Raw genomic sequence first — 11,719 nt, forward strand, 5'->3', positions numbered from 1 at the left:
AAAAATAAACAGACCTATAGAAATAGAGTTGTTTTTAGTTTTAAATAAAAATATCACCTCTGAGTCAGTATATTGACTACTTAAAATTATTTTTATAATTCATATTACGTAATAAGAACTCCATGGCTAAAACAGTAAATATCATTTTCGATCACTCGCTGTATCTTGTTTGTGGATTACATTTTGATTCTGTATCTGCTAGTATTCAAAACTATTTCTTTACGAATCAACGGTGTTGACCATGAAGTTTGTCTCTTTTAATATCAATGGATTGCGAGCAAGACCACACCAGCTCGCCGCAATAATTGAGCAACATCAGCCTGATGTTATCGGCCTTCAGGAAACAAAAGTGCATGACGACATGTTTCCTCTGGAGGATGTCAGCCAATACGGTTATCACGTATTTTATCATGGGCAGAAAGGCCATTACGGTGTTGCACTGTTAACGAAAGAAAAACCTTTAGCGGTTCGTCGAGGCTTCCCAACAGATGAGGAAGATGCGCAGCGTCGCATTATCATGGCCGATATTTCAACGCCGCAAGGTCCTTTAACCGTCATCAATGGTTATTTCCCGCAAGGCGAAAGTCGCGACCACCCAACAAAATTCCCAGCAAAAGCGCGTTTTTACGCAGACTTACAACAGTATCTCGAGCAACAATTTTCAACCGACGCCCAAGTATTGGTTATGGGTGATATTAATATTAGCCCGACGGACTTAGATATTGGTATTGGAGAAGATAGTCGTAAGCGCTGGTTACGTACTGGAAAGTGTTCATTCTTACCTGAAGAGCGTGAGTGGCTGGCACAATTACAAAATTGGGGTTTAGTCGATACTTTCCGAGCTGCGAATCCGGATTGTAACGATCAATTTTCGTGGTTTGATTATCGCTCACGAGGCTTTGACGAGAATAGAGGCCTACGCATTGACTTACTGTTGGCAAGCCCCCCATTAGCCGCTCGTTGTATTGCCACAGGGATTGATTATGGGATCCGTGGAATGGAAAAACCATCAGATCATGCCCCTGTTTGGTCTGAATTTCAGTTCTAATTAATAGCGTGGACTAAATACTGGCAGTACTGTTTTATTGTCACTGAGCAATATGGATAAATTCAAATGATCGAAGTTGTCGCCGCAATTATCGAACGCAACGATAAAATTTTGCTTGCTCAGCGAAACGCCTCCAGTGATCAAGATGGTTTATGGGAATTTCCTGGCGGAAAAATTGAGGCTGGCGAAAGCCAGCCTCAAGCATTGATTCGAGAACTTAGCGAAGAACTCAATATTGCCGCAACTGTCGCCGGTTATATCGCCACCAACCAATGGGATTCGGGTAAGAATATTATCCGGCTCCATGCCTGGCACATTAAATCTTTCAGTGGAGAACCGGAACTGCATTGCCATTCGGCTTTTGTTTGGTTGCCACCACGGGATGCTTATGCCTATCCACTGGCGCCTGCAGACATTCCATTATTAGATGCTTTTATTATCCAAAAACCGTCATTTGCACGGTATTGAGTTTGGGTAAGCACACCATCAAGCTATCGAGTTAATCTTTTCCATATCAATGGATTGGTACCGATCACACTGGAATCACGCACACACTGCAAAACTTCACCTTCAATTCGTAACACCGCACCTTCCGAATAATTCTGGTTTTGATAAACACAGCAGCGGGTACAAGAATTATTGTTGGTGTTGCGATTTGAGGAGTTATTCCAAACCTCAGGTGGCAATGGGACAACAACATCAACATTGTTACGATTAGCCATTGCAGCACTGGACATCAGCGAGACAAAACCCATACAACCTAGCAGTACCCATGTTCTCATGATTCATTCTCCTTAGCCTTGGTCGGTGATTTCTTTCGTTTCTTTGTCGCCCCTGACGGCGCTGCTGGCAACCCACGAAACACCTGCGATGAGCGATTCTGATTTTGTTTTGCCTGACTAATTAAATCCTGCAACGTGGCCTCTAACGGTTGCATAAAATCCTGATACCGACAGTTTTTTTCACTAATTTGTGTGAGCGTCGACTCCCAATGCGCTGTCATATCAGGTCGTGCTGCAATATCTGGTAGAGCGTGAATCAATGCTCTACCGGCAGGACTTGCATGGATATAACGCCCTTTTTTAAATAAAAATGTACGCTTAAATAGTAGCTCAATGATCCCTGCACGCGTCGCCTCAGTGCCCAGCCCATCCGTTGCGCGCAACACTTTTTTCAACTCTTTATCCTGAACAAAACGAGCAATACCTGTCATCGCTGATAATAAGCTGGCATCTGTGAATGGCCTTGGCGGCTGTGTTTGCCGTTCAACCACTTCACCACGCTCACACAATAACTCAGCGCCTTTTTCAACGACAGGTAAAGGTGCGCCTTCATTCTCTTCATCACGCTCTTTGCTCCCTAGCAAAGTACGCCACCCCGCTTCTGCCAGAAAACGGGCTTTCGCGATAAACTTCCCGCCAGCAATATCCAATTCAATGACGCACTTTCTAAACTGCGCATCAGGACAAAACTGCATCAGATATTGTTGCGCGACTAAACGGTATACTTTTCCCTCATCAATTGTCAGGTTCACGTGACTCGCTCGTGCTGTCGGGATAATCGCGTGGTGAGCGTCGACTTTTTTATCGTCCCAACAACGATTGCGGCGATCGCTATCCATCACCTCAAGCGGCAACAAATCTGATTGATGAATGCTAATTGCATTAAGTACCGAATGACGCCCAGCAAAATGCTCTTCTGGTAGGTATCGGCAATCTGAACGAGGATAGGTAATCAATTTGTGCGTTTCGTACAAACGCTGGCAAATATCCAGCACTTGCTGTGCACTTAGCCCAAATCTTTTCGCAGCTTCAATCTGTAATGTCGATAACGAGAATGGCAAGGGTGCGATTTCTGATTCCCGTTTATCATTATAGGATGTGACAAACGCAGGTTGGCCTGTAATTCGGTTGACAACATGTTCTGCCAAGGGCCGATGCAGTAACCGCCCTTCTTCATCTTGATAGGATTCACAGGAATCACTCGGCTGCCACTGCGCAACAAAACGCTCATCGGCGGGTGTGACGATATGCGCTTTCACTTCGAAAAAATCTTTGGAGACAAAATCTTCAATTTCTTCATCGCGGCGTACCACCAGTCCCAAGACCGGCGTTTGCACGCGACCGACGGACAACACACCGTCATAACCCGCATTTCGCCCAAGAATGGTATAAGCCCGAGTCATATTGATGCCGTAGAGCCAGTCTGCGCGAGCACGTGCTAAGGCAGAGACGCATAACGGGATAAATTCCCGATTATCGCGTAATCGCTCGACCGCACGTTCGACAGCTTGTGGGTTTAAATCATTAATCAGACAACGGCGAACATTTTGTCGTTTCTCAGCCATCAAATCGAGGTAATCCAAGACTTCATCGACGAGTAACTGCCCTTCACGATCGGGGTCACCGGCATGAACGACTTCATCAGCCTGTAGCAATAACTGTTTGATCACATTCAGTTGTTTGCTGACAGACGGACGCGGTTGAAGTTGCCATTTTTCCGGAATGATCGGTAAATCAGCCAGTGACCAGCGCGCATAGCGGCTATCGTAGGCATCAGGTTGAGCTTGCTCCAATAAGTGACCCACACACCATGTCACCATTTGATCATTACCACAGGCAATGAATCCATCACCTCGACGATGCGGCTTTGGCAAAATATCTGCTATTGCTCGTGCCAAGCTAGGTTTTTCGGCAATAAAAAGTCGCATCATTCACCGCATAAATACGTCAAAGAAAAGATCATTCTGCAATCTCTATTAGCGCCCGATGATGATCAACTGCGCTTAATTCACCAATAGGACTGAGCGTCAAGCCATGTTGCGCCGCGACTGCTTGTACCTCGTCTTCAGCTTCGGGCAATACGGCTAATAGCAAGCCACCGGAAGTTTGCGGGTCACATAATAGTTTTTTCTGGAGATCGGTCATTTCACCTATCAGATGGCCATAGCTGTCAAAGTTACGTTCTGTGCCACCCGGTACGCAGCCCTCAGCAATATACTCTTCAACGGCAGGTAAACGAGGGATCGCAGAGAAATGAAGCGTTGCCTGAACACCGGAGCCTTGGCAGATTTCACTTAAATGCCCCAGCAGACCAAAACCGGTCACATCCGTCATTGCCGTTACACCGGCGATGTGAGCGAAGTCAGCACCAGACTTATTCAACTGGCACATAGTTTCAGTCGCGACTCCCTGATGTTCTGGCCGCAATTTACTTTTCTTTTCTGCTGTGGTCAGAATGCCAATACCCAGCGGTTTAGTCAGAAACAGCTTACAACCCGCCTTAGCGGCGCTGTTTTTCTTCACTTGTTCTGTACTGACAATGCCCGTAACCGCCAAACCGAAAATCGGTTCTGGTGCATCAATGGAATGGCCGCCTGCTAACGAAATCCCAGCCTGCTGACAAACATGTCTTCCACCTTCGATGACCTGTTGTGCGATTTCCGGTGCCAATTTATCTATCGGCCAGCCGAGGATCGCAATGGCCATAATAGGTTTTCCCCCCATGGCATAAATATCACTGATAGCATTGGTGGCGGCTATACGGCCGAAATCAAAAGGATCGTCAACGATCGGCATAAAAAAATCAGTGGTGCTAATAATGCCAACACCGCTACCAATGTCATAAACCGCAGCATCGTCACGTGTTTCGTTACCCACCAGCAGACGGGGATCGATAAATTTCTGTTGCTCAGAATGCAAAATTTTATCCAATACTTTTGGTGAAATTTTGCAACCGCAGCCCGCTCCGTGGCTGTATTGAGTAAGACGTATCGCTGGCGATGTCATAACACTCTCCCGTCTGGTGGTCAGTAATCAGTGGCTTAACCCAAGGTTAAACTATTTAGTCAGGAATGCTGCGTATAGGGCAAGTATCCAGGATGTCTATGGTAGCGCCTAAGGCGTGGATTGGTAAGTAGGGACCCGCTGTCGGGTAGATAGGTTGGTCACAAAGCAGGCGATAACGCAGCATGTCATCGAAGCTGCGCTAATAAACGAGCTAAATAGCACTGATAGCTCTTAAAAATAACGAACAAAAGTTGAGTAATCCGGTGGCGTGACTTTCGTTGCAGATTTTAGTTGTGGTGTACCCAAGTAGAGGAACCCAACAATTTCATCTTGATCACGACAAGCAAAACCTTGACGAACTACCGGATGGTGAGTCCAAGATCCCGTGCGCCAAATCCCATTGTATCCCTGCGCCAAGGCAGCCATCTGCATTGCTTGAACCGCACAGCCAGCAGAAACGACCTGTTCCCAGTTAGGAACTTTGGGATTCTCGGTGACATGGGCAATGACAGTGATAATTAAAGGTGCCCGAAAAGGTGCCTGCTTTGCCTTCTCTAACACTGCCTCGTCTGCACCATCGTGTTGAACTGCTTTTTGTAGTAATTGACTGAAACGTTCTAAACCGTCGTTTTCGATTAATACAAAGCGCCACGGCTGCAATGTACCGTGATCTGGCGCGCGCATACCCGCGTGAATGATATGGTCCAATACCTCCCCCGTCGGGGCGGGAGTCGTCAGACGGGACGCCGAACGACGGTTAAGTAGCAATTCCAACGCATCCATCACTTTCTCCTGATAACAATTTTTATTTTCAGCACGGTAACATAAGTTGTCGTTTTGTTACCAGTGTTGGCCAAATAGCGAGGTTACTCTGCGATTTAAAGCTGACTTTTATACTTCAGGTCATTAGGATAGCCATACTTGCGCGGTTTTGTTGGAGATAACATGCACACTTTGTGGCGAATCTTTTCTGGTTTTTTCAAGTGGACCTGGCGGCTATTGAATTTTGTCAGAGAATTTATCCTTAATCTTTTCCTTATACTGCTCATTTTGATCGGTGTAGGTGTTTATTTACAGTTTCAATCTAAGCCGGTAGAACCGGTAAAAGGTGCATTATTAGTTAATTTGAGTGGTGTGGTCGTTGATCAACCTGCCGTCAACAATAAGCTGCGTCAATTAGGACGTGAATTATTGGGGGCATCCAGTAATCGGTTACAAGAAAACTCCCTGTTTGATGTCGTCGAAACCATTCGTCTTGCTAAAACCGATAATAATATTAATGGCATGGTGCTGTCTCTGAGCGATTTCACCGGCGCTGACCAGCCTTCGTTGCAGTATATCGGCAAAGCACTGCGAGAATTCCGTGACAGCGGCAAGCCCATATATGCGGTTGGTGATAGTTACAATCAGACCCAATACTATTTAGCTAGCTTCGCTAATAAAATCTATCTGTCACCACAAGGTGCTGTCGACTTGCATGGTTTTGCGAGCAATAACCTCTATTACAAGTCGTTGCTCGAAAAACTGAAAGTCACCACCAATATCTTCCGCGTAGGAACCTATAAATCTGCCGTTGAACCTATGATTCGCGATGATATGTCACCGGCCGCACGTGAAGCTGATAGCCGTTGGATTGGTGGGCTATGGGATAATTATCTTACCGCTGTGGCCGCCAATAGGCAGCTAACGCCGGAGCAACTGTTCCCTGGCGCAGCAGGCGTTATCAGTGGATTGCAAGCTGCAGGTGGCTCACCCGCGAAATATGCGTTGGATAATAAGCTGGTCGATCAGCTAGCTTCACGTCCCGATATGGACACTTTTTTGGTCCAGACCTTTGGTTGGGATAAAAAGAACAACGACTTTAACTTCGTCAGTATTTATGACTATCAGCCAACGCCACCACCACAACAGAGTGAGCAGATAGCCGTTATCTTCGCAAATGGTGCCATTATTGACGGCCCGCAGACACCGGGAAATGTCGGCGGCGAAACTTTAGCAGCGCAAATTCGTCAGGCACGTTTAGACCCGAAAATCAAAGCCGTTATCTTGCGCGTTAACAGCCCAGGTGGCAGTGTGAGTGCTTCTGAGTTGATTCGTTCTGAACTCTCTGCATTACGAGCCGCAAATAAGCCATTAGTGGTGTCAATGGGCGGTATGGCTGCATCTGGAGGTTATTGGATCTCCACACCAGCTAACTATATTGTTGCCAGCCCGAGTACCTTAACCGGGTCGATTGGTATTTTCGGGGTGATTAACACTTTCCAAAATTCACTCGAAAGTATTGGCGTACACACGGACGGCGTGGCCACTTCACCTTTAGCTGATATTGCGATAACTAAAAACTTGCCGCCTGAGTTCTCTCAGATGATGCAAATTAATATCGAAAATGGCTATAAGACCTTTATTGATTTGGTTGCAACTTCTCGCCACAAAACACCAGAACAGGTGGATCAAATCGCTCAAGGTCACGTGTGGATTGGATTAGATGCGAAAAATAACGGCTTAGTCGATCAATTGGGTGATTTTGATGATGCTGTGAAGAAAGTGGCAGAATTAGCCCAACTGAAGACGTGGCAATTGAATTGGTTTGTGGATGAACCTAGTCTGGCTGATTTGATTTTCGGTCAAATGAGTGCTTCAGTGCAGGCGATGTTGCCAGCAGCCATTCAGGCATGGTTACCCGCACCGATTTCAGCGGTAGCACAGATGGTTAAAGACCAACCTAACTTGCTTAATACGCTGAATGACCCGCAGAACCGTTATGCGTTGTGTCTAACTTGTGGTGATGTTCGCTAGTACCTTCGTGATATTTGCTAGTAAAAACAGCAAACGACTCCGCCCGGCCTATGCCGGGCTTTTTTTCCTCTCCAGTCTCCCTATAATTCATCTATATCATTCAGCGTTTTTCAGGTCCCAGTGCTCATGCAGAAAAAATCTATTTATGTCGCCTATACAGGCGGTACTATTGGCATGCAACGTTCGGAAAATGGATACATTCCTGTGTCCGGCCATTTGCAACGCCAGCTTGCCCTGATGCCAGAGTTCCATCGGCCTGAAATGCCAGATTTCACTATCCACGAATATGCACCATTGATTGATTCTTCAGATATGACGCCTGAAGACTGGCAGCATATCGCTAATGACATCCAACAGAATTACGACTTGTACGATGGATTTGTCATTTTGCATGGTACCGATACCATGGCTTTTACCGCCTCAGCCCTCTCCTTCATGCTCGAGAATTTGTCCAAACCAGTGATTGTTACCGGTTCACAAATTCCCTTAGCAGAACTGCGTTCCGACGGCCAAACCAACTTGCTCAATGCCCTTTATCTCGCCGCTAATCATCCCGTCAATGAAGTCAGCTTGTTCTTTAACAACAAACTATTTCGGGGTAATCGCACCACTAAAGCCCATGCTGATGGCTTCGATGCCTTTGCCTCACCGAATCTATCTGTCTTGCTCGAAGCGGGTATCCACATTCGTCGCATTGCATCCGTTGAGTCACCGGTAAATAACGGCCCCCTCACCGTTCATAACATCACACCGCAACCCATCGGCGTAGTCACTATCTACCCTGGTATATCCGGTGCAGTTGTGCGTAACTTTTTACTCCAACCGGTAAAAGCTTTGATTTTGCGGTCTTATGGCGTGGGGAATGCCCCGCAAAAAGCAGAATTATTGGATGAGCTAAAAAATGCCAGCGAGCGCGGTATCGTGGTGATAAATCTTACGCAATGTATTTCTGGCAGCGTCAATATGGAAGGTTATGCAACCGGCAATGCCTTAGCGCATGCTGGCGTAATCAGCGGCTTTGATATGACGGTTGAAGCCGCACTGACAAAGCTGCATTATTTGTTGAGCCAATCGCTAGCCCCTGAAGACATCCGCCGGTTAATGCAACAAAACCTACGCGGCGAGTTAACGAATATTCACTGATCCTGCGGAGCATCAATGAACACGGCGCTACTCTTAGTTGATTTACAAAATGATTTTTGCCCCGGCGGCGCGCTGCCAGTATCGGAAGGTGATAGCGTCATTGCTGTTGCGAATCACGCCATCAATGCCTGCATCAATCTCAAGATACACGTTATCGCCAGTCAAGATTGGCACCCTGCAGAACATCGCAGCTTTGCGGTTAACTCAAATGCAGAGCCATGGACTATTGGAGACTTAAATGGTTTGGCGCAAGTATGGTGGCCAGTGCATTGTGTACAAGATACTCATGGGTCGGCATGGCATCCGCAGTTACAACATGAGGCGATCGTGGCGACCTTTCGCAAAGGACAAAATCCCGAGATTGATAGCTACAGTGCTTTCTTTGACAACGATCGGCGGGCTAAAACACCGCTTGATGATTGGCTGAAACAACAAGACATCAACCACCTGCTTATAATGGGACTGGCGACGGATTACTGCGTGAAATACAGCGTGTTGGACGCATTAGCGCTTGGGTATCAAACCACTGTCATCGTCGACGGCTGCCGTGGTGTAAATATACAACCGCAGGATAGCCAGCAAGCATTTGATGCCATGCGTGATGCAGGCGCAGAATTACTGACTTTGGCGCAATTGTTGGACCGCGTTAACACGAACCAAAAATAACTCCCGATTCGATATAAACTTTAACGGAGCCAATTGGCTCCGTTGTTCACACTGTAATATTAATTCGCTGTAACTATCCTACTCTGGCTTTAATTTCACCAATGTCGGCTGGCTGAATTGCTGCTTCAGCTCTTGCTTGGTTTTCATCACTATTTGGCCATCAGTGCCAATACTCATATGTTGAGCATCCTTGTTGTGGCGCGCCTGCCACAACATCACCATTTGCAGGCTATTCTCTTTTTGCTCTGGTGTCAGCGCCACACCATCCGGCCATTTACCCAGTTCAACTGCCTGCACTAAACGTTGGTATATTTCAGGGTTCATCACTGAAATCAGGTCTTCAAGCTCCATCAGAGCATCCTTAGCGAAATGAATAACAAGCTGAATCGATTTTTCATGTATCAAAATGTTGCATCGACACTTGCTTAGCCGGCCGTTTGTTCACCATTTTGATCATCAACAAAATTCAGCGAGGCAGAATTAACACAATAGCGCTCACCTGTAGGCTGCGGGCCATCTGGGAAAACATGCCCCAAGTGTGCATCACAGTTGCCGCAGCGAATCTCAACTCGATGCATATTATGTGAATAATCATCAATATAGCGAATAGATTCCACATCAATAGGTTGGTAGAAACTCGGCCAACCACAACCTGAATCAAATTTTGATTCAGAGATAAAAAGGGGTTGATGGCAACATAAGCATTGATAGACACCCTCACGCTTGTTGTGCAGCAATTTGCCGCTGAAGGGAGCTTCAGTCCCATGTTGTTGGGTGACATGCCGTTGAATGTCAGACAGTTTCTCAATATTTTCTGTAGGGTTCAGTTCTTTAGCCATTTGTGCGATTCTCTGGCAGGGAATAAAGTCAACGAAAACAACGTCTAATAATAACAAAAAATTAACAACAAAGCATTTAAAATTGTCCTAAACTGTATGCCATCGAAGTGCAGACGGAATAATTGTGATAAAAATCTCAAATATTACGCGTTCTCACTTTAAACTGAATAATTCGCCCCAATATAAAAAAGAGGCTAATCGTATCTGGAAACGCGTGATTAATGTTCAATCTACCCTGCTTGGTTTGATTTGTAGCAATAATTGACACGATTCCGCTTGACGCTCGGTAAGGTTTTTGTAATTTTACAACCAACCTTTTATTCACTAACAAATAGCTGGTGGAATATATGACTATCAAAGTAGGTATCAACGGTTTTGGCCGTATCGGTCGCATTGTTTTCCGTGCTGCTCAGGAACGTTCTGACATCGAAATCGTTGCAATCAACGATCTGTTGGATGCTGACTACATGGCATACATGCTGAAATACGACTCAACACACGGTCGTTTCAACGGTACTGTCGAAGTAAAAGACGGCCATCTGGTTGTTAACGGTAAAACCATCCGTGTTACCGCAGAGAGAGATCCGGCTAACCTGAAGTGGAACGAAGTTAACGTTGACGTAGTTGCTGAAGCAACTGGCCTGTTCCTGACCGACGAAACTGCACGTAAGCACATCGCTGCTGGCGCGAAGAAAGTTGTTCTGACTGGTCCTTCTAAAGACGACACCCCTATGTTTGTTATGGGCGTTAACCACAAAGCCTATGCTGGCCAAGAAATCGTTTCTAACGCTTCTTGCACCACTAACTGCTTGGCTCCACTGGCTAAAGTTATCAACGACAAATTCGGTATCGTTGAAGCACTGATGACCACTGTGCATGCGACTACCGCAACTCAGAAAACTGTTGATGGCCCGTCTCACAAAGACTGGCGCGGCGGCCGCGGCGCATCCCAGAACATCATCCCTTCATCTACTGGCGCAGCTAAAGCTGTAGGTAAAGTTATCCCAGAACTGAACGGCAAACTGACTGGTATGGCGTTCCGCGTTCCTACCCCTAACGTTTCTGTTGTTGACCTGACTGCACGTCTGGAAAAACCAGCTTCTTACAAAGAAATTTGTGCTGCAATCAAAGCAGCTTCAGAAGGCGAGCTGAAAGGCGTTCTGGGTTACACCGAAGATGACGTTGTTTCTACCGACTTCAACGGCGAAAAACTGACTTCAGTCTTCGACGCTAAAGCAGGTATCGCACTGAACGACAACTTCGTGAAACTGGTTTCTTGGTACGATAACGAAACTGGCTACTCAAACAAAGTTCTGGATCTGATCTCCCACATCTCCAAATAATGGATTGATGTCGAGTTCTGCCAAAAGCCACCTTCGGGTGGCTTTTTTATTGGCCCTCAATCGCCTACTCCCCAACCAAAACTGTCATTAACGGTG

General features: G+C 46.3%; 12 protein-coding genes. 6 read left to right on the forward strand and 6 right to left on the reverse strand.

Annotated features, from left to right (window positions below; genetic code table 11):
- Positions 1-241: 241 nt before the first annotated feature.
- On the forward strand, positions 242-1,048 hold the full coding sequence (gene xthA, locus BN68_RS05390) for an exodeoxyribonuclease III (protein WP_019210137.1): 807 nt from the start codon (positions 242-244) through the stop codon (positions 1,046-1,048).
- Positions 1,049-1,114: 66 nt separating this feature from the next.
- A complete protein-coding gene (locus tag BN68_RS05395) occupies positions 1,115-1,516 on the forward strand; it encodes a pyrimidine (deoxy)nucleoside triphosphate diphosphatase (protein ID WP_019210138.1) in 402 nt (133 codons plus the stop codon).
- Positions 1,517-1,539: 23 nt separating this feature from the next.
- Here BN68_RS05395 and BN68_RS05400 read toward each other — a convergent pair whose 3' ends face one another.
- From BN68_RS05400 to BN68_RS05415, 4 genes are all read right to left on the reverse strand, one after another.
- Positions 1,540-1,830 carry a DUF1496 domain-containing protein gene (locus tag BN68_RS05400; RefSeq protein WP_019210139.1) on the reverse strand — a complete coding sequence of 97 codons (291 nt, stop codon included), beginning with the start codon at positions 1,828-1,830 and terminating at the stop codon, positions 1,540-1,542.
- Entirely contained in the window at positions 1,827-3,758 is a 1,932-nt protein-coding gene (locus tag BN68_RS05405) for a DNA topoisomerase III (protein WP_019210140.1), read from the reverse strand. Before BN68_RS05405 ends, BN68_RS05400 begins: the two co-directional genes overlap by 4 nt.
- Before the next feature lie 31 nt (positions 3,759-3,789).
- Positions 3,790-4,836 (reverse strand): selenide, water dikinase SelD, encoded by a 1,047-nt coding sequence (selD, locus tag BN68_RS05410; protein WP_019210141.1) that lies wholly within the window; start codon positions 4,834-4,836, stop codon positions 3,790-3,792.
- A gap of 231 nt (positions 4,837-5,067) precedes the next feature.
- Positions 5,068-5,619 (reverse strand): NAD(P)H nitroreductase, encoded by a 552-nt coding sequence (locus tag BN68_RS05415; protein ID WP_019210142.1) that lies wholly within the window; start codon positions 5,617-5,619, stop codon positions 5,068-5,070.
- A 162-nt stretch (positions 5,620-5,781) separates the two neighbouring features.
- Here BN68_RS05415 and sppA point away from each other — a divergent pair, with 162 nt between their 5' ends.
- The 3 genes from sppA to pncA all read left to right on the forward strand — a co-directional run bounded on the left by sppA (position 5,782) and on the right by pncA (position 9,441).
- Positions 5,782-7,632 (forward strand): signal peptide peptidase SppA, encoded by a 1,851-nt coding sequence (gene sppA, locus BN68_RS05420; protein WP_019210143.1) that lies wholly within the window; start codon positions 5,782-5,784, stop codon positions 7,630-7,632.
- A 126-nt stretch (positions 7,633-7,758) separates the two neighbouring features.
- A complete protein-coding gene (gene ansA / locus BN68_RS05425; protein WP_019210144.1) occupies positions 7,759-8,775 on the forward strand; it encodes an asparaginase in 1,017 nt (338 codons plus the stop codon).
- Between the two features lie 15 nt (positions 8,776-8,790).
- Positions 8,791-9,441 carry a bifunctional nicotinamidase/pyrazinamidase gene (gene pncA, locus BN68_RS05430; protein WP_019210145.1) on the forward strand — a complete coding sequence of 217 codons (651 nt, stop codon included), beginning with the start codon at positions 8,791-8,793 and terminating at the stop codon, positions 9,439-9,441.
- A gap of 78 nt (positions 9,442-9,519) precedes the next feature.
- Here pncA and BN68_RS05435 read toward each other — a convergent pair whose 3' ends face one another.
- A complete protein-coding gene (locus BN68_RS05435) occupies positions 9,520-9,792 on the reverse strand; it encodes a YeaC family protein (protein WP_019210146.1) in 273 nt (90 codons plus the stop codon).
- A 74-nt stretch (positions 9,793-9,866) separates the two neighbouring features.
- Positions 9,867-10,280: a peptide-methionine (R)-S-oxide reductase MsrB gene (msrB, locus tag BN68_RS05440; RefSeq protein ID WP_019210147.1), complete on the reverse strand. Its 414-nt coding sequence runs from the start codon at positions 10,278-10,280 to the stop codon at positions 9,867-9,869.
- Positions 10,281-10,627: 347 nt separating this feature from the next.
- On the opposite strand from msrB, the gene gapA reads away from it, so the two are divergent.
- Entirely contained in the window at positions 10,628-11,623 is a 996-nt protein-coding gene (gapA, locus tag BN68_RS05445; protein ID WP_019210148.1) for a glyceraldehyde-3-phosphate dehydrogenase, read from the forward strand.
- Positions 11,624-11,719: the final 96 nt, after the last annotated feature.

Source organism: Yersinia massiliensis CCUG 53443 (assembly GCF_000312485.1).
GTDB classification, from domain to species: Bacteria; Pseudomonadota; Gammaproteobacteria; order Enterobacterales; family Enterobacteriaceae; genus Yersinia; species Yersinia massiliensis.

What these genes read in the sequence shown, in the direction of transcription:
- BN68_RS05435 (WP_019210146.1), bottom strand. Translation starts at nt 9,792, where the DNA reads ATGGAGCTTGAAGACCTGATTTCAGTGATGAACCCTGAAATATACCAA.
- msrB (WP_019210147.1), bottom strand. Translation starts at nt 10,280, where the DNA reads ATGGCTAAAGAACTGAACCCTACAGAAAATATTGAGAAACTGTCTGAC.
- pncA (WP_019210145.1), top strand. Translation starts at nt 8,791, where the DNA reads ATGAACACGGCGCTACTCTTAGTTGATTTACAAAATGATTTTTGCCCC.
- selD (WP_019210141.1), bottom strand. Translation starts at nt 4,836, where the DNA reads ATGACATCGCCAGCGATACGTCTTACTCAATACAGCCACGGAGCGGGC.
- BN68_RS05415 (WP_019210142.1), bottom strand. Translation starts at nt 5,619, where the DNA reads ATGGATGCGTTGGAATTGCTACTTAACCGTCGTTCGGCGTCCCGTCTG.
- BN68_RS05395 (WP_019210138.1), top strand. Translation starts at nt 1,115, where the DNA reads ATGATCGAAGTTGTCGCCGCAATTATCGAACGCAACGATAAAATTTTG.
- xthA (WP_019210137.1), top strand. Translation starts at nt 242, where the DNA reads ATGAAGTTTGTCTCTTTTAATATCAATGGATTGCGAGCAAGACCACAC.
- BN68_RS05405 (WP_019210140.1), bottom strand. Translation starts at nt 3,758, where the DNA reads ATGCGACTTTTTATTGCCGAAAAACCTAGCTTGGCACGAGCAATAGCA.
- ansA (WP_019210144.1), top strand. Translation starts at nt 7,759, where the DNA reads ATGCAGAAAAAATCTATTTATGTCGCCTATACAGGCGGTACTATTGGC.
- BN68_RS05400 (WP_019210139.1), bottom strand. Translation starts at nt 1,830, where the DNA reads ATGAGAACATGGGTACTGCTAGGTTGTATGGGTTTTGTCTCGCTGATG.
- sppA (WP_019210143.1), top strand. Translation starts at nt 5,782, where the DNA reads ATGCACACTTTGTGGCGAATCTTTTCTGGTTTTTTCAAGTGGACCTGG.
- gapA (WP_019210148.1), top strand. Translation starts at nt 10,628, where the DNA reads ATGACTATCAAAGTAGGTATCAACGGTTTTGGCCGTATCGGTCGCATT.